This window comes from Sulfuriflexus mobilis, assembly GCF_003967195.1.
Classification (GTDB): domain Bacteria; phylum Pseudomonadota; class Gammaproteobacteria; order AKS1; family AKS1; genus Sulfuriflexus; species Sulfuriflexus mobilis.
Genome location: NZ_AP018725.1, coordinates 604,528 through 629,697 on the forward strand (window position 1 = coordinate 604,528; position 25,170 = coordinate 629,697).

General features: G+C 55.3%; 29 protein-coding genes. 15 read left to right on the forward strand and 14 right to left on the reverse strand.

Annotated elements, in window-relative coordinates; translation table 11 throughout:
• The first annotated feature begins 5 nt into the window (after positions 1–5).
• The 11 genes from nadD to EL386_RS03140 all read left to right on the forward strand — a co-directional run bounded on the left by nadD (position 6) and on the right by EL386_RS03140 (position 11,083).
• Positions 6–641 carry a nicotinate-nucleotide adenylyltransferase gene (nadD, locus tag EL386_RS03090; RefSeq protein WP_126453264.1) on the forward strand — a complete coding sequence of 212 codons (636 nt, stop codon included), beginning with the start codon at positions 6–8 and terminating at the stop codon, positions 639–641.
• Positions 638–1,006, forward strand: coding sequence for a ribosome silencing factor (gene rsfS / locus EL386_RS03095; RefSeq protein WP_172597598.1), 369 nt, complete (start codon positions 638–640; stop codon positions 1,004–1,006). The genes nadD and rsfS overlap by 4 nt, the downstream gene beginning before the upstream one ends.
• Entirely contained in the window at positions 1,006–1,476 is a 471-nt protein-coding gene (gene rlmH / locus EL386_RS03100) for a 23S rRNA (pseudouridine(1915)-N(3))-methyltransferase RlmH (protein ID WP_126453266.1), read from the forward strand. The genes rsfS and rlmH overlap by 1 nt, the downstream gene beginning before the upstream one ends.
• Before the next feature lie 74 nt (positions 1,477–1,550).
• Positions 1,551–2,132 carry a Maf family protein gene (locus EL386_RS03105; RefSeq protein ID WP_126453269.1) on the forward strand — a complete coding sequence of 194 codons (582 nt, stop codon included), beginning with the start codon at positions 1,551–1,553 and terminating at the stop codon, positions 2,130–2,132.
• A 74-nt stretch (positions 2,133–2,206) separates the two neighbouring features.
• The gene (gene rng, locus EL386_RS03110) at positions 2,207–3,673 is read left to right on the forward strand and encodes a ribonuclease G (protein WP_126457206.1); all 1,467 of its coding nucleotides are present in this window, start codon (positions 2,207–2,209) and stop codon (positions 3,671–3,673) included.
• Between the two features lie 18 nt (positions 3,674–3,691).
• Positions 3,692–7,531, forward strand: a complete 3,840-nt coding sequence (locus EL386_RS03115; protein ID WP_172597599.1) for a YhdP family protein — start codon at positions 3,692–3,694, stop codon at positions 7,529–7,531.
• A gap of 52 nt (positions 7,532–7,583) precedes the next feature.
• Complete coding sequence (locus EL386_RS03120) at positions 7,584–7,964, forward strand: hypothetical protein (RefSeq protein WP_126453275.1); 381 nt, start codon at positions 7,584–7,586, stop codon at positions 7,962–7,964.
• Positions 7,961–8,797, forward strand: a complete 837-nt coding sequence (locus EL386_RS03125; RefSeq protein ID WP_126453278.1) for a carbon-nitrogen hydrolase family protein — start codon at positions 7,961–7,963, stop codon at positions 8,795–8,797. Before EL386_RS03120 ends, EL386_RS03125 begins: the two co-directional genes overlap by 4 nt.
• Complete coding sequence (gene tldD / locus EL386_RS03130; protein WP_126453281.1) at positions 8,794–10,236, forward strand: metalloprotease TldD; 1,443 nt, start codon at positions 8,794–8,796, stop codon at positions 10,234–10,236. The genes EL386_RS03125 and tldD overlap by 4 nt, the downstream gene beginning before the upstream one ends.
• An 8-nt stretch (positions 10,237–10,244) precedes the next feature.
• Entirely contained in the window at positions 10,245–10,490 is a 246-nt protein-coding gene (locus tag EL386_RS03135) for a hypothetical protein (RefSeq protein WP_126453284.1), read from the forward strand.
• A 5-nt stretch (positions 10,491–10,495) separates the two neighbouring features.
• Positions 10,496–11,083: a hypothetical protein gene (locus EL386_RS03140; protein ID WP_126453286.1), complete on the forward strand. Its 588-nt coding sequence runs from the start codon at positions 10,496–10,498 to the stop codon at positions 11,081–11,083.
• On the opposite strand, the gene yjgA is transcribed toward EL386_RS03140, so the two are convergent.
• Entirely contained in the window at positions 11,080–11,595 is a 516-nt protein-coding gene (gene yjgA, locus EL386_RS03145) for a ribosome biogenesis factor YjgA (protein ID WP_126453289.1), read from the reverse strand. The genes EL386_RS03140 and yjgA overlap by 4 nt on opposite strands.
• An 83-nt stretch (positions 11,596–11,678) precedes the next feature.
• Here yjgA and pmbA point away from each other — a divergent pair, with 83 nt between their 5' ends.
• The gene (gene pmbA / locus EL386_RS03150) at positions 11,679–13,040 is read left to right on the forward strand and encodes a metalloprotease PmbA (RefSeq protein WP_126453292.1); all 1,362 of its coding nucleotides are present in this window, start codon (positions 11,679–11,681) and stop codon (positions 13,038–13,040) included.
• A 13-nt stretch (positions 13,041–13,053) separates the two neighbouring features.
• The gene (locus EL386_RS03155; RefSeq protein ID WP_126453295.1) at positions 13,054–13,473 is read left to right on the forward strand and encodes a GFA family protein; all 420 of its coding nucleotides are present in this window, start codon (positions 13,054–13,056) and stop codon (positions 13,471–13,473) included.
• Positions 13,474–13,492: 19 nt separating this feature from the next.
• Here the strand turns inward: EL386_RS03155 and EL386_RS03160 are convergent, their stop codons facing one another.
• Complete coding sequence (locus EL386_RS03160; RefSeq protein ID WP_126453298.1) at positions 13,493–14,260, reverse strand: TSUP family transporter; 768 nt, start codon at positions 14,258–14,260, stop codon at positions 13,493–13,495.
• An 82-nt stretch (positions 14,261–14,342) separates the two neighbouring features.
• On the opposite strand from EL386_RS03160, the gene EL386_RS03165 reads away from it, so the two are divergent.
• Positions 14,343–15,548 (forward strand): MFS transporter, encoded by a 1,206-nt coding sequence (locus EL386_RS03165; RefSeq protein WP_126453301.1) that lies wholly within the window; start codon positions 14,343–14,345, stop codon positions 15,546–15,548.
• Positions 15,549–15,689: 141 nt separating this feature from the next.
• Here EL386_RS03165 and EL386_RS03170 read toward each other — a convergent pair whose 3' ends face one another.
• The 9 genes from EL386_RS03170 to EL386_RS03210 all read right to left on the reverse strand — a co-directional run bounded on the left by EL386_RS03170 (position 15,690) and on the right by EL386_RS03210 (position 20,894).
• Positions 15,690–15,872 carry a PA3496 family putative envelope integrity protein gene (locus EL386_RS03170; protein WP_126453304.1) on the reverse strand — a complete coding sequence of 61 codons (183 nt, stop codon included), beginning with the start codon at positions 15,870–15,872 and terminating at the stop codon, positions 15,690–15,692.
• Between the two features lie 117 nt (positions 15,873–15,989).
• The gene (locus tag EL386_RS03175) at positions 15,990–16,214 is read right to left on the reverse strand and encodes a hypothetical protein (protein WP_126453307.1); all 225 of its coding nucleotides are present in this window, start codon (positions 16,212–16,214) and stop codon (positions 15,990–15,992) included.
• A 196-nt stretch (positions 16,215–16,410) separates the two neighbouring features.
• A complete protein-coding gene (locus EL386_RS03180; RefSeq protein ID WP_126453310.1) occupies positions 16,411–17,046 on the reverse strand; it encodes a hypothetical protein in 636 nt (211 codons plus the stop codon).
• Between the two features lie 117 nt (positions 17,047–17,163).
• Positions 17,164–18,486 carry an alkaline phosphatase PhoX gene (locus EL386_RS03185; protein WP_172597600.1) on the reverse strand — a complete coding sequence of 441 codons (1,323 nt, stop codon included), beginning with the start codon at positions 18,484–18,486 and terminating at the stop codon, positions 17,164–17,166.
• 222 nt (positions 18,487–18,708) lie between these two features.
• Positions 18,709–19,344 (reverse strand): class I SAM-dependent methyltransferase, encoded by a 636-nt coding sequence (locus EL386_RS03190; protein WP_126453316.1) that lies wholly within the window; start codon positions 19,342–19,344, stop codon positions 18,709–18,711.
• Positions 19,345–19,395: 51 nt separating this feature from the next.
• Positions 19,396–19,866, reverse strand: a complete 471-nt coding sequence (locus tag EL386_RS03195; protein WP_126453318.1) for a MerR family transcriptional regulator — start codon at positions 19,864–19,866, stop codon at positions 19,396–19,398.
• A gap of 3 nt (positions 19,867–19,869) precedes the next feature.
• Positions 19,870–20,103: a sulfurtransferase TusA family protein gene (locus tag EL386_RS03200; protein WP_126453321.1), complete on the reverse strand. Its 234-nt coding sequence runs from the start codon at positions 20,101–20,103 to the stop codon at positions 19,870–19,872.
• Positions 20,104–20,111: 8 nt separating this feature from the next.
• On the reverse strand, positions 20,112–20,339 hold the full coding sequence (locus tag EL386_RS03205) for a hypothetical protein (RefSeq protein WP_126453324.1): 228 nt from the start codon (positions 20,337–20,339) through the stop codon (positions 20,112–20,114).
• A gap of 111 nt (positions 20,340–20,450) precedes the next feature.
• On the reverse strand, positions 20,451–20,894 hold the full coding sequence (locus EL386_RS03210) for a bifunctional diaminohydroxyphosphoribosylaminopyrimidine deaminase/5-amino-6-(5-phosphoribosylamino)uracil reductase RibD (protein WP_126453327.1): 444 nt from the start codon (positions 20,892–20,894) through the stop codon (positions 20,451–20,453).
• Between the two features lie 205 nt (positions 20,895–21,099).
• Between EL386_RS03210 and EL386_RS03215 the strand changes: the two genes are divergently transcribed.
• Complete coding sequence (locus EL386_RS03215) at positions 21,100–21,492, forward strand: DUF4405 domain-containing protein (protein WP_172597601.1); 393 nt, start codon at positions 21,100–21,102, stop codon at positions 21,490–21,492.
• Positions 21,493–21,555: 63 nt separating this feature from the next.
• Here the strand turns inward: EL386_RS03215 and EL386_RS03220 are convergent, their stop codons facing one another.
• The 3 genes from EL386_RS03220 to nhaR are packed head-to-tail and all read right to left on the reverse strand — an operon-like array spanning position 21,556 to position 25,103.
• The gene (locus EL386_RS03220; RefSeq protein ID WP_126453333.1) at positions 21,556–22,776 is read right to left on the reverse strand and encodes a cation:proton antiporter; all 1,221 of its coding nucleotides are present in this window, start codon (positions 22,774–22,776) and stop codon (positions 21,556–21,558) included.
• A gap of 18 nt (positions 22,777–22,794) precedes the next feature.
• Positions 22,795–24,168 carry a Na+/H+ antiporter NhaA gene (nhaA, locus tag EL386_RS03225; RefSeq protein WP_126453336.1) on the reverse strand — a complete coding sequence of 458 codons (1,374 nt, stop codon included), beginning with the start codon at positions 24,166–24,168 and terminating at the stop codon, positions 22,795–22,797.
• Entirely contained in the window at positions 24,165–25,103 is a 939-nt protein-coding gene (gene nhaR, locus EL386_RS03230) for a transcriptional activator NhaR (RefSeq protein WP_126453338.1), read from the reverse strand. Before nhaR ends, nhaA begins: the two co-directional genes overlap by 4 nt.
• Between the last annotated feature and the right edge of the window lie 67 nt (positions 25,104–25,170).

A 25,170-nucleotide genomic window follows, 5' to 3' on the forward strand; every position in this document is an offset into this window, starting at 1 on the left:
ACGCGATGAAACCGATTGGCATTCTTGGCGGTACCTTCGACCCTGTGCATTGCGGGCACCTGCGTATCGCGCTGGATGCCCTGCAGCAGCTGGGCTTGCAGGAGGTCCGCCTGTTGCCTTGCCGACAATCACCCTTACGCGATGCACCCCGGGTTACGGCCGGGCAAAGGTTGGCCATGCTCGAGGCGGCGATTGCCGGTGAACCGGGGCTGGTCGCCGATGGCCGTGAACTGCAGCGTGAAGGGCCGTCCTTTAGCGTCGATACATTACGGACGCTGCGCGCTGACTACCCGGACACCCCCCTGTGCCTGATTGTGGGTATGGATGCCTTTATCGGTTTTGCGCAGTGGAAAGACTGGCGACAGATTTTCGCGTTGGCGCATATTGTGGTCGTGCAGCGGCCGGGCAGTGCATTACAATTCCATGATGCAGGGCTGCAACAAGAGTTTGAACAACGGCGTTGTCAGCAGGCGACGGAACTGGCCGGCGATTATGCCGGCAAGATATTCCTGCTCGAAGCTACATACCTTGATATTTCGGCGACCCAGATTCGTGCCCTGGTCGCTGCCGGCAACAGTGCACGTTATCTCCTGCCAGACGCGGTCTGGCAATACATTCAGCAACACGGGCTTTATCAATGAGTGAAACAGTAAACATAGACGCTGAGGCGTTATGCAAGATCGTCATCGCGGCGTTGGAAGATGTGAAGGCACAGGATATCCGTGTCATTGATGTCCGCGACAAGACCAGCATCACCGACATCATGGTTATCGCCAGTGGTACCTCGAGCCGCCAGGTCCGGTCGCTGGCCAATAATGTCGTCGTCAAGGCCAAGGAAAATGGTGTGACGCCAATTGGCACCGAAGGTGAGACCGATGGCGAGTGGGTGTTGATTGACCTCGGTGACGTGGTCGTCCATGTCATGGTGCCGCAGGTGCGTGATTTTTATAATCTTGAAAAACTCTGGAGTACGGAGATGGGCGCGGAAGCAGACGCCGGCAGCTGATGCGCATTCACCTCATCGCGGTGGGTCAGCGCATGCCGGGCTGGGTCACTACGGCCTACCAGGATTTTGCCAAGCGTCTGCCCAGCGAGTATCGCCTCAACCTTGTTGAACTTGCTGCCGGTAAGCGTGGCAAGAACGCCGACATCACCCGCGCCATCGCCGATGAAGGCAAACGCATGCTCGATGCCCTGCCCAGGGATTGCCGGGTTATAGCCCTTGATGAACAGGGTCATGCCTGGGGTACCCAGGACCTCGCCGCGCAGTTATCGGACTGGAGCCAGGGTGGTCGTGATGTGGCCCTGCTCATCGGTGGTGCCGACGGTCTGGCCCCGGAGGTCAAGCAACGTGCCGATATGAGCTGGTCACTCTCCAACCTGACCCTGCCACATGCGCTGGTGCGGGTGGTGTTGGCCGAGCAGCTCTACCGTGCCTGGTCGTTACTGAATAACCATCCCTATCACCGCGCCTAGTGATGGGACTGTAAATCCTGTCCAATTATGGGTGTGTAGGCTTTTTAACGCATAACACAGGATTAACGACGAATATGGCTATTTACCTCGCCTCCCAATCGCCGCGCCGCCGCGAACTGCTGGGGCAAATCGGTGTCCCTTTCGATGTGATCTCGGTCGATGTGCCGGAACAGCGTCGGCCCGCTGAGGTGGCGGCGCAATTTGTCGAGCGCCTGGCGCTCGCCAAGGCCCGCGCCGGCTGGCAACACAGTGCTCAGGACCGGCCCGTGCTAGGCGCCGATACCATTGTCGTGCTCGATGACGAGGTATTGGGTAAACCTGCCGATCGCGCCGATGCCGAGGCCATGTTGGCGCGGCTTTCCGGTCGTGAGCACCGGGTAATGACTGCCGTGGCGCTGGTCGGGGACCTGGCCGGCGAGGGGCATGAGGCCATGCGCCTGAGTATCAGCCGGGTGCGGTTCCGTGTGATCACGGCTGCCGAGCGCCAGGCCTACTGTGCGACGGGTGAGCCCGACGACAAGGCCGGCGCTTATGCCATCCAGGGGCGGGCGGCGGTATTTGTCGAGCACCTCGAGGGCAGTTATAGCGGGGTGATGGGCCTGCCGGTGTTTGAAACCGCCGATTTGCTTATGGAATTTGCGGTCCCTGTCATCTGAAAGTCCTTTTGACGGTGGTATGATGCACATTGTAATAATAATAAGGAATGCCTGCAGGGACGGGCAATGGCATGATGAGTAGTGAGATATTAATCAATATAACGCCTAACGAGACCCGGGTCGCCTTGGTGGAAAACGGTGTGTTGCAAGAGGTTTATATCGAGCGCGAGCGCAAGCGTGGGCTGGTCGGTAATGTCTACAAGGGCAAGGTCTCACGGGTCCTGCCGGGTATGCAGGCGGCGTTTATCGATATGGGCCTGGAACGCGCGGCCTTCCTGCATGCCTCGGATATTGTTACCGAAAATGGCAACGGCAACGGCAATGAAGAGCGGAATGATACCATTTCCGAACTCGTGCATGAGGGCCAGGATGTGTGCGTACAGGTGATCAAGGACCCACTGGGTACCAAGGGCGCGCGCCTGACCACGCAAATATCGATCCCCTCGCGTTTCCTCGTCTTCATGCCGGGCACCTCGCATATCGGCGTGTCGCAAAAGATCGAGGGTGAGGAGGAACGCGCACGTCTGCGTGAGCACATGGAAAATATCATCACCGAGGAATATGCCGGTGGTTACATCCTGCGTACCGCGGCCGAGGGTATCAGCGAGGCCGAGTTGAATGCCGATGTTAAGTTCCTCAACCGTATGTGGGATTCGATACGTGAGCGCATGCGTTCCGAGCCGACCAAGTCGGTGATCCATGAAGACCTGCCACTGGCCATGCGCATGATGCGCGACCTGGTCAGCCCGGAGATTGAAAAGATCCGCATTGACTCACGTGAGACCTTTGAGCGTGCCGCCAAGTTTGCGCGCAAGTTTATCCCCGAGGTCGCCGAGCGTATTGAATACTACCCCGGGGAACGGCCGATCTTTGACCTCTACTCGGTAGAGGATGAGATTCACAAGGCCCTGGAGAAAAAGGCCCAGTTGAAGTCGGGTGGTTACCTGATCATCGATCAGACTGAGGCCCTGACCACCATTGATGTCAACACCGGTGCCTTTGTCGGCCACCGCAATCTCGAAGAAACCATTTTCAAGACCAACCTCGAGGCGACCCAGGCGATTGCCCGACAACTGCGCCTGCGTAACCTGGGTGGCATCATTATTCTCGATTTTATCGACATGCAGGATGAAGAGCATAAGCGCCAGGTGCTGCGCGCGCTGGAAAAGGGTCTCGAGCGTGATCATGCCAAGTGCCACATCAGCCAGGTCTCGGCCCTTGGCCTGGTAGAGATGACACGCAAGCGTACGCGTGAATCGCTCGAACATGTGCTGTGTGAGGCCTGTCCGACCTGTGGCGGGCGCGGTTCACTGCGCACGGCCGAGACCGTGTGTTATGAGATATTTCGCGAAATCTTGCGTGAGGCCCGCCAGTATGATGCACAAACCTTTCTCGTGCTGGCCGCGCAGGAGGTGGTGGACCGCCTGCTCGATGAAGAGTCAGACAGTATCGCCGAGCTTGAGGAATTCATTGGCAAACCGATCAAATTACAGGTTGAATCGCTCTACACCCAGGAGCAGTACGACGTGGTTCTTATGTAACAGGGCGCAGAACTGAACGTGAAATTTAAACACCCCCTTATCCGTGCAGCCTTTGCGACCCTCTGGTACAGCGTTGCCTCGTTTGTTGTGCTTGCCGCCATCCTCGTCACCCTGGCACGCCTGGTCCTGCCACTGGCAACTGATTACAGGGATGAGGCCGAGCAACTGCTGAGTCGTTATTCCGGGCAGACCATACGTATTTCATCCCTGCATGCCGACTGGAGCGGACTCGGCCCGCATATCTTCCTGGAGGATGTGCGTCTCTATGACACCGAAGGCAAGAAGGTGCGTCTGCAGTTTGCCGAGGCCCGCATCGGTATCGATATCCTGGCCTCCATATTGAGACAGGATTTAGTGCCGTCCAGCCTGACTATCAGTGGCGTCCAACTGTCGTTCACCCGCCACCTTGATGGCAGCGTCAGTGTGCATGGCCTGACAGATGGAGAAGATAAATCTGAAAGCCGTGAAGATTACTCGGGGTTAATCGCGGCCTGGTTATTCCGCCAGCCGGAGATCGGGGTCACTACCAGTTCATTGTACTGGAGTGATGAAAAGAGTGGCGTTAAGGACCTGTTCTTTAAAGATGTCTACCTGCGCCTGCGTAACGATCAAAGCAGACACCAGATCGAGGGCAGCCTGATCCTGCCGGAAGACCTCGGTGATGCCTTCTCCTTTGCCATCGACCTGCAAGGCGACCTGCTCGACCCACTAGGCTGGATTGGTAACCTTTATGTCAAGGGCAAGAACTTTGTTATCCCACAGTGGTGGCCACGTTCCATCCTCAAGGATATTAGCCTTGCCAACGGGGTAGCCAACTTTGAACTCTGGGCAGATTGGAAAGAGGGCCGCCTGCAGCTGGCGGAAGGTAATGTACAGACAGAGAGACTCGACTTTGCCGGGACACGCGGTGAAGGCATCCCGCTGACGGCCTTGCAGAGTGAGTTTTCCTGGCAGCGGCTTGAGCACGGCTGGACGGTACAGCTTGATGGTTTCTCGCCGCGCATGGGTGAGCAGGCATGGCCAGAATCGAGACTGTCGCTGATCACCTATACGGATGAAGACCGTTACGAACTGAGTGCGGGTTATATGCGCGTCGGCGATGTCATCAACCTGTCACGTGTGTTGGGCTTTGTCGACGACAAACAGTATGCCCCGCTACTCGGTTTACAGCCGCAGGCCGAACTGAGAAATTTGGTTGCCAATTATTCACCGCGGAGTGTCGCCGGGCACCGCCTGCATATTGAATCAGACTTTACCGATCTGCAGACCAAACCGTGGCGAGACTTGCCAGCCGCCGTTGACTTCTCCGGGCACCTGGTCACCGACCTGGAGAAGGGCCACCTGCATCTCGATAGCCGCGCGGCGCGTCTCGATTACCCGACCATGTTCCGTGACAGCCTTGCCCTGGATGTCCTGCAGGGTGATGTCTACTGGCGGGATACCGAGGCCGGTTGGCAGATCGATGCGCCGGGCCTGCTCGCAAAGAACCAGGACATCAGCCTGGACGTACGCCTGAGCATGTTATTACCCCTTGAGGGGGCAGCGTATGTCGACCTGGTTGGATACTTCAGGGACGGCAACGGCAAGCAGGCCGGCAAGTATCTGCCCGTGGCCGTGATCCCGGATAATGCCGTGGCCTGGCTGGATAAGGCCATCGTTGGCGGTTACATCCCCGCGGGTGGCCTGGTCCTGCATGGGCCGATGGATAAATTTCCCTTCGAGGGAGGCGAAGGCAAGTTCGAGGTCCGTTTCGATGTCGAAGGCGGTGTACTCGATTACCAGCCAGGCTGGCCGGTCTTTAATGAGGTCAATGCCGAGGTCGTGTTCAGTGGCCGAGGCATGCAGATTAATGGCCACAGCGGCCGTATCCTCGGTTCGACGGTGAAGAGTGTGCGGGTAGAGTTCGCAGACCTGAGTGCCGATATCCCTGATCTCTATATCCATGGCCTCATGGATGTACAAACCCCCGATGTACTGGACTATGTTGTGCGTAGCGGGCTGGGCAAGGAATATGAAAAGACCCTGCAACGTCTGCAGACCAGTGGTACCGGGGAGCTGGAGTTGGCGTTGCGTCTGTCCCTGGGCCATGGCAAGGATCATCTCAGTGGCCGCATGCGCTTTGATGACAATACCGTTGCCCTGCGTGACCAGGACATTTCTTTACAGAAATTGCATGGGCAGGTCAGTGTGGTGGACGGGCAATTTCGGGGCGAGGGTCTGCATGCCCAGTTAATGGGGGCACCACTGGACATCCGTGTACAGCCTGGTAAGAAAAATGACATCGCCCTGAATATCCAGGCGCGTGCCCGCCTGGACCTGAATGCGCGTCTGCGTCAGCATCTTGGCAAGTCGATCCCAGACATCATGCCGGGTACATCAGACTGGTTACTCGAACTGCATATTCCCAATGCCGGGGCGAAGAAGCGGGAAGAGGCCAAGCTTGTACTCAGCTCGGATCTGCAGGGGGTCTCCATCGCCGCGCCTACGCCACTCGGTAAAACTGCAAAACAAAAACGCCCGCTCACCCTCAGTATGGGTGTCGGTGATACCCGGCTCTACCCACTGGCACTGACCTATGACGATGTACTCAATGCCGAGGTCGAACTCGGTCAGGATTTTTCCCTGCAACGTGGGGAACTGGCCATCGGCAGGGCGAGTACGGGTTTGCCCGACAAGCCAGGGTTGTTGGTCAGTGCCCGGCTCGAAAAACTGGCGATTAATGAATGGCGTGATTACGCCAGGGGTCTGGGTTTGCTCGGTGACCGGGCTAAGCAATCGCCGACGACACACTGGCTATCGGCACTGCAACTGGAAGTGGAACAACTGGAGGCCTTCAATATGTTATTCAGGCAGGTCAGGCTTGATGGCATGCACGAGGACGACCGTTGGCAATTCGACATCCATTCTGATCGCCTGGCAGGGCGGGTATCACTCGAGGATGGGGCACCGCTTCAACAATCCCTGAAGCTGGAGCTTGCCTATCTGAAACTGCAACGTACGCAATCTGATAGCGTGACTACACAGTATGACCCGCGAGATATTCCCGGTTTTGAACTGACAGTGGAGAAATTCCTTTTTGATGAAATGGAACTTGGTCGCCTGACGGCCAATGTAAAGCATATACCTGAAGGCTTATACATGGAGCACCTGCAGCTAGAGGGAAAACATGTATCCCTGGGCGCCAGTGGTGAGTGGGCGGTGAGCAATGATGAGCAAAACACCCGTCTGCAGGTAAAACTGAACAGTGATGCCTTCAGTGAATTCCTTGAGGGGCTGGGTTACGAGAGTGGTTTTCAGGCGGGTAAGAGTAAAGGTGACGCACAGCTCCAGTGGCCGGGTGATCCTATGCAGTTTTCAGTCGGCAGGCTCAATGGCAATCTCTCGCTGGATATCCGCGACGGCCAGTTACGGGATTTGAGCCCCGGGGCCGGTCGTGTCTTTGGCCTGCTTAGCCTGCAAACCCTGCCACGTCGCCTGAGCCTGGACTTCAGTGACGTCTTTAAAAAGGGCTTTAGTTTTGATCGGATCAAAGGCAACTTCCAGTTGGAGAAAGGTGATGCCTATACCACAAATCTGTATATGGATGGCCCGGCCGCGCGCATCGATGTCTCGGGGCGCACTGGACTGGTCGTTCAGGACTATGATCAGTTAGTCACGGTCACACCAAAACTGACGTCCAGCCTGCCTCTGGCAGGGGCCCTGGTGGGCGGCCCGGTGGCTGGCGGCGTGTTGTATGCCATCGATAAATTGTTCAAGCCGGCCATCGACAAGATCACACGCTATCAGTACACGATTACGGGCAGCTGGGAGGAACCGGAGATTGTCAAACTGGACAAGGCAGACGTAAAAGCGCAGTAATCCACGTGTCTTGGCGTCGGGCCAGGCAGGCTTTGTGTTATGATTAAAAACGATGAAAATACTATTATCGCTGTTACTTTCGCTGTTTGTTGGTCCCTCACTCGCCGTAGAATCGGCCACGTCGCTATTTGAAAATACAGCGGCCACAGGGCATTACGTATTGAGCGCTGAGCAGTGGGCCCGCCCCCGCAGTGGTCAGGCGGTATTGGCCATGCCGCCGGTACGGGCTGCGGTACAGCAATTGCTCAACACACCGGGTGGCCAACTGCTGATACGCTATCCGGGTGGCGATGAAGGCAGTATCTGGGCAGAAGAATTACAGAATTGGTTGATTTCATTGGGGATAGAACCCACATTAATTGAGATGCGTCCCGGCAGTATACCTGCACAAATTGAATTACAGATAATGACGACAGCGAGTGTGAAGGAATGAGTCAGATTGCCGCTATCCAGATGGCCTCAGGGCCGAACGTGAACTCCAACCTGATCGAGGCGGGACGCCTGATTGCCGATGCGGTCAAGGCCGGGGCGAAATTGATCGTGTTGCCGGAAAACTTTGCCTTTCTGGGGCAGAGTGAAGCCGACAAGTTTGCCCACGCCGAGAATGATGGCGAGGGGCCCATGCAGGATTTCCTTGCCAAGCAGGCGAAAAAGCATGCTGTCTGGATCGTCGGTGGCACAGTGCCCATGCGCGGTACGGACGAAAAGCGTGTGCGTCAGGTGTGCCTGCTGTTCAATGACCAGGGTCAACGGGTTGCCCGTTACGACAAGATCCACTTGTTCGATGTGCGTATCGATGCCACCGGTGAGAACTATAATGAATCCGAGACCATCGAGCCGGGTGATGAGGTGGTGGTGGTCGATACACCGTTTGGCAAACTCGGTATCGCGATTTGTTACGACCTGCGCTTCCCGGAACTGTTTCGCCGCATGCTCGATGAAGGGGTGGAGATCATCGCCCTGCCTTCGGCCTTTACCGCGATCACCGGCAGGGCGCACTGGGAACCCTTGGTGCGTGCCCGCGCCATCGAAAACCTGTGCTATTTAATTGCCGCCGATCAGGGGGGCTACCACGTCAGCGGCCGTGAGACCCATGGTGACAGCATGATCGTCGACCCTTGGGGGCAGGTGCTGGATCGTTTGCCGAGCGGCTCCGGTTACATCATCGCCGAGGTTGAGCGTGGTCACGTCAGCAAGGTACGCAAGAATTTTCCAGCCACCACGCATCGCCGTATTTCATGCAGCCTCTCAGGGGATGCCTCATGAGCCAGCAACTTGAACAGGCCCGTGAGCAGTTACTGGCACCGGCCGGTCTTGGCGAGGCCGAACTGCAAAAGGTTCTCGACCATTTGATGTCACATGATGTCGATAATGCCGACCTGTATTTCCAATTAAGTCGCCACGAGTCCTGGTCACTCGAAGACGGTATCGTCAAGGACGGTCATTTTAATATTGATCAGGGTGTGGGGGTTCGCGCCATCAGTGGCGAGAAGACCGGCTTTGCCTACTCCGATGCGATCATGTTACCGGCCCTGACCCAGGCCGCCGATGCGGCGCGCACAATCGCCCGCCGTGGAGGCAATAATGGGGTCAAGGCCTGGTCGGGTACCCAGGGTCGCGATCTCTATACCCCACGGGACCCCTTGGCGAGTATCCCTGCCGAGGCCAAGATCGCCCTCTTGCAAAGTGTGGATGCCGCGGCACGTGCCGCTGACCCACGCGTGGTGCAGGTCATGGCAAGCATTGCCGCCGTGCACGATACGATCCTGGTGGCGGCCAGTGATGGCACGCTGGCCGGTGATGTGCGTCCGCTGGTGCGCCTGAATGTGAATGTTATTGTCGAGCAAAACGGCAAACGTGAGCAGGGCAGCCACGGTGGTGGCGGTCGCTTTGGTTACGATTATTTCCTTGATAACGCGCTGGCCAAAGACTATGCCGAAGAGGCCGTGCGCCAGGCCTTGGTCAACCTCGAGGCGATTGAGGCACCGGCCGGCACCATGGACGTCGTGCTTGGCCCGGGTTGGCCGGGTGTGTTGTTACACGAGGCCGTGGGTCACGGGCTGGAAGGGGATTTCAACCGCAAGGGCAGCTCGGCCTTCTCCGGACGCGTCGGTGAGCAGGTTGCCGCCAAGGGTGTGACCGTGGTCGATGACGGCAGCATGACGGACCGTCGTGGCTCCCTGAACGTCGATGACGAGGGCACGCTGACGCAGGAGAATATCCTCATCGAAGACGGCATCCTGTGCGGTTACATGCAGGACAAGATGAATGCCCGCCTGATGGGCGTGGCCGCGACCGGCAACGGTCGTCGCGAATCCTACGCGCACCTGCCGATGCCGCGCATGACCAACACCTTTATGCGTGCCGGTGAACACGACCCGGAAGAGATCCTCGCCTCGGTGAATAATGGCCTGTACGCCGTGAATTTTGGTGGTGGTCAGGTCGATATTACCTCGGGCAAGTTTGTCTTCTCGGCCAGTGAGGCCTACCTGATTGAAAACGGCAAGGTCACCGCACCGGTGAAGGGCGCGACCCTGATCGGTAATGGCCCGGACGTCATGAACCGTATCAGGATGATCGGCAACGACCTGGCGCTGGATTCCGGGGTTGGCACCTGTGGCAAGGAAGGCCAGAGTATCCCCGTTGGTGTGGGCCAGCCAACCCTGCGCGTCGATGCCCTGACTGTCGGTGGCACGAATGCCTGAGGCCTGAGATGAGCACGTATCCCGGTCTTAAAGGGGGTCACTTCCTGCAAGGTGTCGAAGAGGGCGGGGCGATCGTGTCCCTCGATGATGGCGCGCGCTTTAAGGTGTATGAAGGTTTTGTCTGTTTTACCCGTGACTGGCAACAGGGCCACATGCTGCGTGTCAAGGAGAACCCGAAGAACGGGGCGTTTCCTTACAAGCTTATTAACATCCACGCGAATAACTCGGCCGAGGCCGAGTGGTTGGTGGACTGAGCGGCATGAAAAAGTGGTTTTTCATCGCCGCGCTGGCCATCGCCGGCTACTGGCAGTATGACCAGAACCGCGAGGTGCAACAGGCCGATGGTGTCGTCGCCAAGGCCGCGCCGCTACAGCGGGCGTTAGTAAACGCCGCAGTCTTCACGCATGAGGGTTATAGTGTTACACCACTGGCAAATTTTGCCCTCGAGGCACGGGTGTTATCACGCAAGCAATACAGTCTTGGCCGCGAGGCCGACCTCTCGCCCGTGGACCTGGCGCTGGGCTGGGGACCAATGTCGGATAACCACGTGCTGGAGAAGATTGATATTAGTCAGGGTAACCGTTTTTATTACTGGCGTGTTGAGCAGTTTCCGATCCCGCAAGACGAGATCATCCGCCACAGCTCGAATATGCACATGATCCCGGCCAATACACACGTGGCCAAACAGCTTGCCGGGGTCCGCAAGGGCAATGTGGTGGCCATCACCGGGCAGCTGGTAAAGGTCAATGCAGCGGATGGCTGGCACTGGCAGAGTTCGCTGTCACGAACCGATACCGGCAGTGGTGCCTGTGAGTTGGTGTGGGTAAAAGAGGTCTCGGTGCTTTAGTGACCGATGATCAACTTGCGCAGAACCTGAAAGATCTCGCGTGAGTGACGTTTAAGACGTTCTTCGCTTTGTTTTTTATTACGGGCATTGCGTACCAGTTGACGTAGTTGCTGACGGTCGGCGTCCGGGTACTCGGCCAATAGCTCGGTGAGTGCGGCGTCACCTTCCTCGATGAGGCGCTCACGCCAGCGTTCCACAGAGTGGAACTCGGCAATCGCCTCGCGCTTGGGTGCAAGGAGTGATTCGAAGGCATCGCGAATGGCCTCACCGTCGGCATGGCGCAGTAGTTTGCCGATAAATTTTAACTGGCGCTTGCGGGCGCCATGTTTGGGTGTTGCCTGACACTCGTGAATGGCATCGAGTAGTTGCTCGTCTAGTGGTATTTTTTTTAGCTGCGAGTCGGGCAGCTCAACAAGCTGCGCCCCCATATCGGAGAGCGCGTGCATATCGCGTTTGATTTGCGACTTGCTGATAATTTGCAGTTCGTCGTCTTCGTTGTCGTGATCAGTCATGATGAATAATTACAGGTCTGGAACAAGAGGCCTAATGATAGAGATTTAATGCCGTCTTTGACAGCATAACGGGAAAACAGTCTATGTCACAGCCAGCAGTACAGAATGGGCAGGGTGGTTTGCCTGCCAAAGTCGAACTGGAACGCGCCATTAGCGCCGCCCTCGATGAGGCCCGGACACGCGGCGCGAGTGCCGCAGAGGCCGCCATTACCGCCGAAAACGGCTATTCCGTGACAGTGCGACTCGGTGAGGTCGAGACCGTCGAGCACAATCGTGATAACAGCATGGGCATTACGGTTTATTTTGGCCAGCGCAAAGGCACGGCCAGCACCACCGATACCTCGAGCGAGGCCATCCGCCGTACGGTCGAGGCCGCCTGCGATATCGCCAGGCACACGGCCGAGGATGAATATGCCGGGCTGGCTGATGCCGGCCTCATGGCCACCGCATTTCCCGACCTCGACATGACCCATCCCTGGGCCGTCGACGCCAAGGCGGCGATCGAACTGGCGCGTGAGGCCGAGGCCGCCGCACTCGACTATGACAAGCGCATCAACAACTCCGAAGGCGGTTCGGTGTCGAGTCACACCGGCATGCGCGTCTACGGCAATACGCACGGCTTTCTGAATGGCTACGGCAGTAGCTATCACAGTGCCAGTGTCGCCGTGATCGCCGAGGATGATGGTGCCATGGAACGCGACTACTGGTACAGCTCGGCACGTAATGCCACTGACCTTGAGGCCATGGCCAGCATCGGTCGCCATGCCGCCGAGCGCACCGTGTCACGCCTCGGTGCCCGGCAGTTAAGCACGCGCAAGGTGCCGGTGTTGTACGCGGCCGAGACCGCCGCCAGTCTGCTCGGTCACTTTACCAGTGCCGCGCGTGGTTCGAGCCTGTATCGCAAGGCCTCCTTCCTGCTGGATCGTCTCGGTGAGCCAGTATTTGCCGATGACATAAATATCTACGAGCAACCGCATCTTTCTGGTGGTCTGGGCAGCGCGCCCTTTGACCACGAGGGGGTGGCAACGGCCCCGCGCCGCGAGCTGATCACAAACGGTGTGTTACAGAGTTATGTGCTCGACAGTTATTCAGCGCGCCGTCTCGGTTTGCAGACCACAGCCAATGCCGGCGGTACACACAACCTGACCATCGAACCGGGCACGCTCGATGCCCAGGGCCTGTTACGGAAGATGGATACTGGTTTGCTGGTGACTGAACTGATGGGTTCATCGGTGAATAATATTACCGGTGACTATTCACGTGGCGCGGCCGGTTTCTGGGTGCAGGGTGGCGAGATTCAATACCCGGTTGCCGAGATCACCATCGCCGGTAACCTGAATACGATGTATAGGCAAATGCTCGAGGTCGGTAACGATGTTGACCTGCGTCGCAGCACACGCACCGGCTCTATCCTGATTGAAGAAATGATGATCGCCGGAGAATAATAAGGAGGCTTCCATGTATAAAGGGGCATGTTTGTGTGGTGCGGTGCGTTTTGAACTGCACGGTGGTATCAGCGATATCGTTTATTGTCATTGCTCCCTGTGCCGCAAGGCCCAGGGCAGTGCCTATGCGACGAATGGCTTTGCCGAGCGGGACGAGTTCAGGTTTATCAGTGGAGAGGATAACCTCACGGCCTATGAATCCCCACCGCACAACATCAAGTATTTCTGCAAGACCTGTGGTTCACCGATCATGGCCAGGAACGCCAAGCTGTACCCGGAGCGGGTGCGTGTGCGATTGGGCACGTTCGAGTCCGAGGTCAGTGAGCGCCCCGTGGCGCATATCTTTGCAACATCGAAGGCGGAGTGGGATGTGATCTGTGATGGTTTACCCGAGTACGAAGGCACTATGCCAAAGCCGGACCAGGCTAGGTAAAATATGCGACTTAAATATCTCAGGGAAACAGCAACTTGCGGCCGAGGAAGCCGATCGCGACAAGGATGATCAGGCCAAGGACCTTCTCCATCTTCTCTGACGAGAAGCGGGTCGAGCCCATATAAGAACCCAACCCGCCGCCAAGCAGCACGGCGATGATCAGGGGCACATATTCACTCAGGTCGATGGCGTTATATTGCAGGCGTGAGGTCAGTCCGGCGGCCGAATTCAGCCAGACAAAAATCGCCCCGCAGGCCGCCGCCTGTTGATGGCTACCGAGGCCAAGGATAATGATCAGTGGCACGAGGTAGATCCCGCCACCGATGCCGACGATGCCTGCCAGCAGCCCGAGCAGTGACCCAGCCAGCAGCGAGACGAGAAACTTCCCGCGTGCGGAAAGATTCAAATGCATACTGGTGTCCCGCCACAGATAAATCCGCGCGGCGACAAACAACAGTGAGACCAGCAGCAACCAGTAAAACACTATCTTTGGCAGATTCAGTGCCCCACCGAGGTAGGCCATCGGCATCGAGGTGAGCAGGAAGGGCAGGATCATGGGCCAACTGGCATGTTTCTTACGAATAAAATTAAAACTGCCAATAGTGGTAACCAGAAGATTCAGGCTCAGTGATACGAGGGGGATCGCCAGGGTACTAAAGCCGAGTATGGCCATCAGGGCGGTATAAGACGAGCCACCGCCGAGGCCAACCGAGGAATAGATAAAGGCGATAATAAAAAACAGCCCGGCGATCAACCAGGGTGAGATCAGTAGTTCAGTAAACGCCATCGGCAAAGTATAACAGCAACACAGGCGCGCATTTCAGCAGCAGAGACAGGCATTGTATTGTATGCTTGCCGCCATGAGTGTAATGACTAGAAATGTTCCCCTGCTGGCAACCTGCCAGGCCCTGATGATGAGTGGCAACTCGTTGCTGATTGCGACCTCGGCACTGGTCGGATTTGCCCTGGCCGAAGACAAGGCCCTGGCAACCCTGCCACTGGCGGCGCAGTTTATCGCCACCATGCTGACGAGTATCCCCGCGGCCCTGCTCATGGAACGTATTGGCCGCAAGCCGGGTTTTATGCTGGCGACCCTGCTTGGCCTGGCAGGCGGGGTGATCGCCACCCTTGCGATCCTCAATGGCGAATTCTGGTGGTTCCTACTCGGTGCGGTATTGTTCGGTAGCTTCAACGGTTTCGGCATCTACTACCGGTTTGCTGCGGCTGACGCGGTCGATGTTGAGCACAAGAGCCGTGCCATCTCCTACGTCATGGCCGGTGGTGTGGTTGCAGCGGTGGTCGGGCCGAACCTCGCCCGCTTCACCCGGGAATCCGTCGAAGGTGCCCTGTTTGCCGGCAGCTATGCCTCGATGATTGTGATCTATATGCTCGCCTTGTTCACGCTCAGCTTTATCAAACTACCGCCGAAACCCGCTGCACATGCCGGGCAGAAGGCCGCGCGGCCATTGAAACAGATCGCCGCGCAACCGAAGTTCATCGTTGCTATTACGGGTGCCACGCTAGGCTATGCGGTGATGTCGCTGGTCATGACAGCAACGCCGCTGGCCATGCATAATCACGCCTATGCCTTCGCTGATACCTCTTTCGTCATTCAGTGGCACGTGCTTGGCATGTTTGCGCCGTCATTTTTCACCGGGCAGATCATCAGGCGCTTCGGAGTGCTTAATGTCATGTTTACAGGTGGTCTGTTAGGCGTGGCCTGTATTGTCATCAATCTGCTGGGCACCAGTCTCTGGCACTTCTGGGGGGCATTGTTACTGCTCGGCATTAGCTGGAACTTCCTGTTCGTCGGCGCCACCACATTGCTGACGGAGACCTACCGCCCCAATGAACGTGCCAAGACCCAGGCGATGAATGACTTTACCGTCTTTACCACGGTTTCCATTGCCATTCTCTCCGCCGGTGCCCTGCAACATAATCTGGGCTGGGAGGTGGTGAATATCGGCGCCTTGCCAATGTTGGCGATAGTCCTGGCGAGTATCGTTTGGCTGAGAAACAAGACGGCTAATGAAGTGAAAATACCGACTGACGCCGTTCAGGACGCAGAGGTCTGAGGGCACCCGGCAAGATCAGTCGTTCGAGGTGATGAAGAGAGCGGCCGGCTGTTGCGTGAGTAAGGCTTTGCCGCCGCAGGTTCCTTATGAATACCGCCCTGTGCATGGACAGGGCGGTGCTTGCAAAACACAGGATGCCGTTTAGTAGTCTGTAAAGTCATCCAGCAGTTTACGCAGACGCTGGGCATCCAGCCGATCTTCCAGCTTGCGGCGTGTGCGGTAATTATTCTTCTGCTTGGCCTTGCTCTTCACAGGGCTTTCAGAGAAGTAATTGTCATCAAAATACTCGTCTTCAGCCTCGTACATATCAACACGATGGTGCATGTGCCTTTCCTCGTAAATACCTTTGTGGTAATTGCGATTGTCATTTATAGGGCGGAAAACACCAACGAATTTTTTCGATGGTCAGTATCGAAGTTTTCACTCTAGGCGCGCAGGCTGTCAGGATTCCATTTCCCGTACATATTCCTGCAAGTCGATATTAAGCCGCCTGGCGTCCTCGCGGATTTTATGGATTTTTTCAGATATCTGCTCGGCGTGGTCAAAATTATCGTCACTGACATCCTGGTGAATACGGTGTACGGCCTCATGGGCCAGACGCAGCAGGTCTTCTACATCGGCCGCCGCCTCGAGGATCCTTGCGCCTTGTTCAGCCAGGTTGGACATTACTCTATTCCTTATTATCTATTCTGAACTATCGCTGCCAGCGAGGAAATTCATGGGGCATTTCGGCAAGATTTACGAATAATTGATTACCAGAGAAATTATAGGCTAATTCACATACAGGTCAAGAAAACCCGGGCGGACACTGTGTGCTGGGTCAAAAAGGTGTAAGCAGAAGCCTGCCGGTGTGTGCAGGGGGCTACGGACGGATGCGCCTTTCGTTACCCTCGGTATCACGGATATAGACCTCGCCCTTGACGCGGAAGGAATTGGCCTCTTTGATCAGCTTCGCGAAGACGATCGTATTCGAGGGTAGCTTGTCCAATAAATATTCACTGTTATTGGCATCCTTGTGCAGCAAGCTGTCACCACGGTCATGCTGGAATTCATACAGCCCGCCACGTTTGTTCACTACATCGTCCCGTGGCAGGTCCTGATGGAAATAGAGCAGGGTCTTACCGTCTGCGGAGAGGGCATAACCATTCTGGCGCGGGGCGTACTTGGAAAACTTGACCAGACCAATCTGCACCTTCTTGCCGTTTTCGTGGTGAAAGGTTTCCAGTAGCCTGGGCCGGAAGATACCGCCCGACAGCATGATTGAAAAATAGGGGGAGAGCCGGGTTTCGCCTTCCTCAACCTTTTCGTGTAGCGGGGCGTAGGCTGATGTTTTCAGTTCCAGCGCCGCGGCCAGCGGGCTCAGAGCCAGGGCCAGAATCATCAGGAGTAGTCGGGTTTTAATCATGGCTTCCTCGGTGTGTGAGCGATAACGATAGCCTGTTGTTATCTTATCGGCCCCGCCAAGTATCTCATAAATAGCCATATTGGGGGGGTCCATAAGACATAGTCGCCGTCACCACAGGGGATAAGCATGGAATGGGGTCATCGTAAATAAAAAAGGGCGGTCAAAAGACCGCCCTGATAATAAAGCTTACTTCCCCCTCACTCTCCCCGGTTATTTTGGCATTTTACTAATGGCCCAGGTGCCGTCACCGTCTTTACTGGTAGAATGCTGGATATTCACGTACAGGGTACGTGAGTCAGTCGGACTGAAGTAAATGCCGGTACCTTCTGCATCTGGGTCTGTCAGTGATGCAAACAGGCGTACTTTTTTTGAGGCACCAAAATCATTGGTGCGGGTACTGGCTACCCAGATATCCGAGGGTTTGTTGTCTTCAATGAGCATGAGGTTACCGTCGGGCATTTCAGCAAGATTATCGATACTGTCAAAACCGGATTGATGCCCCTCATCGCCAGGCTTGCCGATCTCAACCGGGACATTGACACCTGGCTTGATGAAGTTGGCTACCTTGAGAGAATCCAGCGCAATGGAAATAATCCGGCCCTCATACAGTTCCTTATCGGTTTCATCGCGCGGACCTTCGGTGATCGCAACATACAGGGTGTTGCCAATAACCTCGAGATCTTCGGGGCGTTGGTAACTCTGCCCACCAGCGGCTGTCCCGGCAGCACGGGCGTTAAGCGGGTCAATCGGACCTAGCCATTCACCCTGACCAGTGCCATCCGGCCCGGTTACTTTCAGGACATAGAGTGAGCCTGAGGAAAGGTCGCCATACGTATCCGGTACAAACTTATAAATACCGCCGCCACAGGGCACGGCACCGGCGCAGGTATTGCCACGCTCAGGGCGTGTCTCAGAACGGCCACGGTATTCATCGACAATATACACATTACCATCCTTATCCAGTTCGATGCCTTCATGGGCAAGGCGACCCACGGCGGGGCGATCCACTACTGCCGTGGCCTGGGTGAGGTCATTCGTGTTGAGCATCATTTCAAAAAGACGACCACCGGTCTTTTCCTCTGCAAACAATACCGTGCCCCAGGGCGTCCAGCGAATACCGTCCAGCGCATCCCAGGATGGGTCCTGGGCGATAATGCTTGCTTCGCCGGTCTTCAGGTCAACAACTGAGACTGTGCCACCTTCCGGTTGGTTGCCGGGAAAACGAAGTTCATGTGTGCGATACATAAAACGGCCGGCATGGTTACCCGTTTCGTTTACGGTATTCATATCATGCCAGTCATCACGACCAGCATCATAAATATTCAGGGCTGTTTCATCAGCAACGACAGACTGACGAAAACCCTTCGGCAGTTTCCACGGCAGGGCCGGATCCCAGTCGGTATTGTTGGCGGATTGCTCAAGTTGCTTGAAGTTGGAAAATGAATGATTCTTACTATCGGCATGGGTCATGCCGACGGCGATAATACCTGATACGGCGATAGTGACAGAAACTGCAAGAAGTGTCTTGTTCATGAGATATTTCTCCCTTTCCATTCAGGACAGATGCAAAACATATGGTGAGGGAAAAGGTAGTTATTTTTTATGACAATAGCGTGGCATCGGTATGAATATGCCGTGAAAGGCTGCCGGTTTTGTAGAACAAGCCGATGACATGAGGGCCTCGGGGTGCGCAGGCGATTACCATAATACCGTGAGGCACGACGGCTAAGATTATGATCTGTACGCGGCTGATTATTATTCTGCTGGCGGTTTTTGTGCGCGCAATACCACAAAGGAACCTTCGCCATAGCCCGTCTTGACGACAGCCGCAGTATTTTTATGGCTATCACCGGGTAATAAGGCCTGCGCAAAATCAAAATGATGAAATCCGGATTGTTCAAGCCCATGGATGATTTCATCGACAGTATGAAAGGTGGCGTCCTTATAAAAAACACTGCTGGCCTTGTTTTTCTCATAGTGCCTGCCCAAGACACTATCCCGGTCAATTAAGCCGATAATAATAAAGCCGCCCTCCCGGAGGATACGATAGACCTCAGTGAAGGCCGACTGCAGGGAGGCTAAAAAACATACAGTGGTTACCAGCAGGGCGTAATCGTACGTCTTGTCGGTTACAGGCAGAGATTCTGCGGTTCCGGCAATAATGTTAATACCCCGCCCCTGTGCGAGTCTGCGCATGGCCTCAGAGGGTTCAATCCCCGTGCTGATAGTCAGCGGCCCGGCAAAGCGCCCGGTGCCGACCCCTATCTCAATCCCTTCCCCCTTATCAGGTAACAGTGTCCTTATGGCCTCTAATTCAGCGTTATACTCGAGGGCATGCGTATCAAACCATTCATCATATTCGCGCGCATGTGAATCAAAGGGATTGGTCATGGCCTTCTTCTGATGGATAGCATTCCCTGGAACAGTACTCAGGCCGAGGCCTCAGCTATGTTGATCCCAGATAAGGTTAAGTAGCTCAATGTTACCTGTATGCAACTTGACGGGGCAGTCTGGACAGCCATTGGAAGTGGGTTTGTTTTTACAGCCACGACATTTATTTATTACCCATTTTGCCTGCGCAAGTTCGTCTTTAAGGCGTTCAAGTTCGCGCGCCTTCGCGGTGATTTCATTTATTTCAGTTTCAAGTTGCGCGGAAACCTTGTTACTGCTTTCGTCACCGGTCTTGCAGGTTTCCCTGAGTGAGGCGATCAGATGGATGGATTCAAGAGAAAAGCCATTTTTTGCCAGGTGCAGGATCGACCTGAGACGAGAAAGGTGACGCTCAGTATAAAGCCGCGTTCCGCCCGCCGTGCGCGAGGGTCGGAGCAGGCCCTCTTCCTCGTAGTACCTGATGGTGCGTACGGTTATAGCAAGTAAGTCTGCTATTTCACCAATTTTATATTCATTCATCATCAACTACTGTTTTTGTATCCAGAACCGGAACAGGCCTTCTTTTTCCTCTTGCCTTAAGAGTGTGTGCTGAGTCATGGCACAATAGGCAGGAATGTCCCTGAGCATTGAACTCTTATCAGAGATGACCAGGGCCACCTCGCCGACGACGAATGTCTTAAATACCTTGGTCAACTCGATCACGGGGGCCGAACAACACAGCCCCTTGATGTCAACGACATGGTCGTGCGGCATGGTCATCGCCGCCTTCACATCCCCAGCAATTGTGCCGTGTAGCCACCGGCCTTAACCTGATGGAGCAGCTTGTGCGAATCAATCTGCTCGGGGTTGTAGGCGACCAGCAATAAATGCGGGGTTTCCTTATTGAAGCGGGGTGCAACGACACCATTGGATTGTCGCAGCACGTCCTCGAGGGCGGTCCGCTCGCTGGCGGCAAGTGTTTCATTTACATGAATAATCAGATCGGCCAGATGCATGCTTCAATCCTCCATCACGACAAATGTAAGAGGTTTTAAGTATCTGACGTTAACGGTAGATTGTCAAGTCTGCAAAAGAGGCCGTGGCCTATGCGTTGTCGCAGCGATGGGTTATTTAGGCTGTTTGAACAGGTAGGGCCCAAGCTCAGTTCGTACGTCATTCTCAAGAAGGCCGCATTGAACCTTGATACCCGCCCGAGTGAGGATATCTATGCCTGCCCCGCGATTCCTCGGGTGAGGGTCTATGATGCCTACATAGACTTCTTTCAGGCCACGCCTCACAAGCTCTTCTGCACAAGAGGGTGTGCGGCCATGAAATGAACAAGGTTCGAGGGTGACAAACGCAACAACATCATCAAGCGGGCCTTGTATCTGGCTGAGTGCCATGGCCTCTGCGTGAGCCAGGCCGGGTTCGTTGGTGTGACCGGCTGAAATGACTGTTCCGTCCCTGACCAATACACAGCCAACGGGCGGGTTGGGCTTGCACTTACCAAGTGCCTTTCTCCCTTCATGCAGGGCCTCACGCATAAAATGTTCTGCTTGTGGTTTGTCCATGATTATTTCTTAAGGTTAAGGTCAGTGTTGATCAGGGTTCTTCGGCACAGTCAGCGGAATGTCGGGCGTGCCCCTCACTTGCATTGTATGTCAAATGTTCCTTTCTGTATCTGACACGGATATGCTAATGCCTGACTCAACTTCAGGCAACGCAGGACTCGCACGCCTGGACCGCATGGTTAACCCTGGTTGGGAGGAGAAAGGCATGAAAAAATCTACTCTTATTACGCTGGTTGATATTGGGGCATTTATAAGTTTTGTCTTTGTGGTCTCTACCGGTGTGTTAATGCGATATTCGCTGCCCCCTCGAAGTGGCCGTTTCATAGAAATACTTGGCCTATCCCGACATGAATGGGGTGAGGTACATTTTTATATTTCTTTTTTGTTTTTGCTCATATTGTCGATGCATTTAATTTTACATTGGAGATTTATTCTTGGTGTGCTGCATGGACGAGTCAGGGAAATCAGTAGTTATCGATTACTCCTGGGCGTGCTTGCCTTAACGGCCGTGTTGGCGCTGGCAATTGCACCATTTGTAACGCCGAAAGAAGATACCGGGGTAACAACTGGCTACCAATATGGTAAAGAGAATAAATGAGCGGTATCGCGGGGCTTTATTTTATATCACGAATACCCAGAGACTGGAATCAGTTAGCGAGAATCAGTCGGGTATCGTGACCTTCAGGCGATCACCATAACACCCGTAGAACCACTTCATGACAAAGGGGGGTAACAAGGTGGTGAGCGCAATCACGATCACCATGCCGGCATAGATTTCATTACTGAATATACCACTCACCCGGCCCAACTCGGCGAAGATGAGGCCAACCTCACCGCGCGGTATCATGGCCATACCGATCGCCCAGCGTGCCGGCCATGACTCTTTGATAAGAAATGCACCAATGAGTTTGCCGGCGACAGCCGCGAGCAACAGCGACAGCGAGAAACCCCAGATAAAGCTCGAGTCCCAGTCGATCTCATGCAAGTTGAGGGAAAGACCTACAAATACAAAAAATATGGGTGTAAACAAATGTACGATGGGCCGCATCTGGTCCTCGATGCGGTGGGCAAAAAGCTCATCGGTATGCAGGGCGATGCCCATCGGCAGGAAAAAACGTCTCGACAGGGCCAGCCCCGCGGCAAAGCCGCCAAGTAATTCCGGTGCGCCCAGGGCATGGGCTAGCCACGCACAGAATAACACCAGCGAGACGATGGTGGTAGGCAGCAGGCCGGGGATGCCGCTGACAGCATCGAAACGCTTGATGAGCAATGAAACCATTTTCGCCGCTACGGGGGCGAGGACAAAAAATGCACCTACAAACATCAGTACCTTGCCCGCATTGATCAGGTTTATGCCGCCACCAATGGAGAATTCATAGAGTAGCGCCAGCAACACTACGCCGAGTACGTCGTCGAGTACCGCGGCACCAAGGACGATCTGCCCCTCGGAAGAATGTTGGCGTTTGAGATCAGAGAGTACGCGTATGGTGATACCGATGCTGGTGGCCGTGAGCGTGCCACCGATGAACAGTGATACCAGCAGTGACAGGCCGAACACCCAGTAACCCAGTGCAAAACCCAATAGCAGTGGGAATATAAATCCCGCTATCGCCACCACGAAGGGTTTCAGGCCGGTGCGCACCAGACGTTTGACGTCGGTCTCCAAACCCACCTCGAAGAGCAGCAGGATAATACCGATCTCCGCCATCAGTTTGATGGCCTCGACCGGCTGGATCCAGCCAAACAGGCTTGGCCCCAGTACCACCCCTGCAAAGAGCTCGCCGATCACGGAGGGTGCTCGCAGGCGAGTCGCGAGTTCAGCGAACACGCGCGCCGTCAGCAGAATGACAAGCAGGTAAAGAAAGAAGTCATGGGTTGCCACGGTATTTATTCCCGGTTGTTAGTCTTTACTGACCAGCCACAGCCAGATGAAACCGGTTATGCCCGCGAGCAGGGAAGCGGCAAGGACGCCTGTTTTGGCCATTAACAGTAATTCTTCGTTGCCTTCGAAACCTAGCTGGGCGACAAAGATGGACATGGTGAATCCTATCCCCGCGAGCAGAGATACGCCGGCGATTTGAGTGAAGCGGGTGTCTTTGGGTAACGCCGCCAGCCCCAATTTTAGCATTATCCAGCAAACTCCGGTGATACCAATAAACTTACCCAGGACGAGTCCCAATGATACACCGAGCATAACGGGATGACCCAGGGTCTCGCCCAGAGAAGCAAATTCCAGGGGGATACCGGCATTCGCCAGTGCAAAGATCGGGATCACCAGGTAGGCCACCGGCATATGCCAGACATGCTCCAGCCGCTGCAACGGGGCTTCAACGCTATTCACACCATTCTCGAGGGTCTGTACCACAGCGCGTAATTTGTCATTGGTCATGATGCTCTTGCCGGGTTCATGACTGGCATCAAATCGATGCATCAATTCCCGGATATGTTTACTGAAACGTTCCGGGTTGTATTTCGGGATCGCGGGCACGGCTAATGCCCCCAGTATGCCCGCCAGGGTGGCGTGCACGCCGGACAGCAGCAAGGCATACCATAAAAACACCGCGACAATAAAATAAGGCATGGTTTTGCGGATACCGCCCAGGTTGAACATCAGCAACAAGGCAAATAAACCACCGGCTGCCAGCAGCGGCGTCAGGGCAATGGTTTCGGTATAGAACAGGGCAATCACCATCACCGCACCCAGGTCATCGACAATTGCCAGCGCCACCAGAAAGGTGATCAAGGCCTTGGGTACCCGGTTTGCCAGCAACGCCAGGGCGCCAATGGCAAAGGCAATGTCGGTGGCCATAGGGATCCCCCAGCCACGTGCGACGTCGCCTTCGGGGTTGATGGCAAAATAGATCAGTGCCGGTACCACCATGCCACCAATGGCCGCACCGATAGGCAGTGCGGCATTGCGTAGTTTCGCCAGTTCACCTACCAGTATTTCCCGTTTCAACTCCAGACCGACGACGAAGAAAAACAATGCCATCAGGCCATCATTAATCCAGTGATGCAGACTCATTTCCAGCTTCCAGCTTCCGCTATAGAGACCGATAAGGGTATGTACCAGATGTGTGTAAGCCGAAGATAACGGCCCGTTAGCTATCAGTAAGGCGATAACCGCCGTTCCCATCAACAATATGCCGCTGGTGGTCTGACGATGAATAAATTCTTCAAAAGGTGTGAGGATCTTGTCGAAACTCTTTTCCCAGGGGGCATGAAAAACACCCTTCTCCGTCGAGTGCCCTGATATCTTGTCCTGTTTGCTCATACGTTATTCCTGTTTTTTTTTCGTTCACGCAACTCTGGGGTATCCCGAAACAGCCACTCACGCGCGGTCTCGGTGAGCGCGACCACAGCGGGATGAGATATCTTGCGTTCTACGGAAATGGCATAAAACTGTTCGCGCACCGCATCCGTCTGCCCTATGATAACGACACCGTACTGCTTTTCCACCTCCGTAGCGATAGCAGTGGGTGCAATAAACACGCCGACGCCGGTCTGACCGAAGGCCTTCATGAGGGCGCTGTCGTCGAATTCCCCAACGATCCGGGGATGGATGTGCAGCCCGTCCAACCATTGTACAAGGCGGCTGCGCATCACGCTCATTTCACCAGGCAGTAGCAGGGGCGCGCCATTGAGGCTTTGCGGAAACCCTGTTTCGAGCGTGCCTGCCAGATCGGCGGTTGCAAAAAAACTGATCCCGGAGTCGCCAAGCGGGTGGTTGAAGCCACGCACATTAACGCCTGGCGGAATGGGACCGTCGGCGATCACCAGGTCGACCCGATGAACGGCCAGGTCGGCGAGCAGCGCGTCGATGGCGCCCTCCCGACAAACAATACGTACGGGTTCTGGCAACTGCAACGCCGGGGCCAGCAGGCGATAGGCAATGGATTTCGGTACCACGTCCGCTATGCCGACCTTAAAAACCAGTGGCCGTCCACCCGGGAGGTTGCGGACCATTTCTTCCAGTTCTCCACCGAGTGAAAAAATCTCCTCGGCATAGCTCAACACCAGGCGACCGGTCTCGGTTATTTCCAGGTTACGCCCGACACGGCTAAACAGCGCCTCACCCAGGTTTTCTTCCAACAGGCTGAGTTGTCCGCTGATGGTCTGGGGTGTTAGGTGCAGGCGCTCGCTGGCGCGGGCGATACCGCCTTCCTTTGCCACCACCCAGAAATAGTGCAGGTGTTTGTAGTTAATCATGGCCCGGTGAAATCTTCGGTTAATACGAACAATTAGACAATAATAATCGACTTTTTCTTTATTTGAA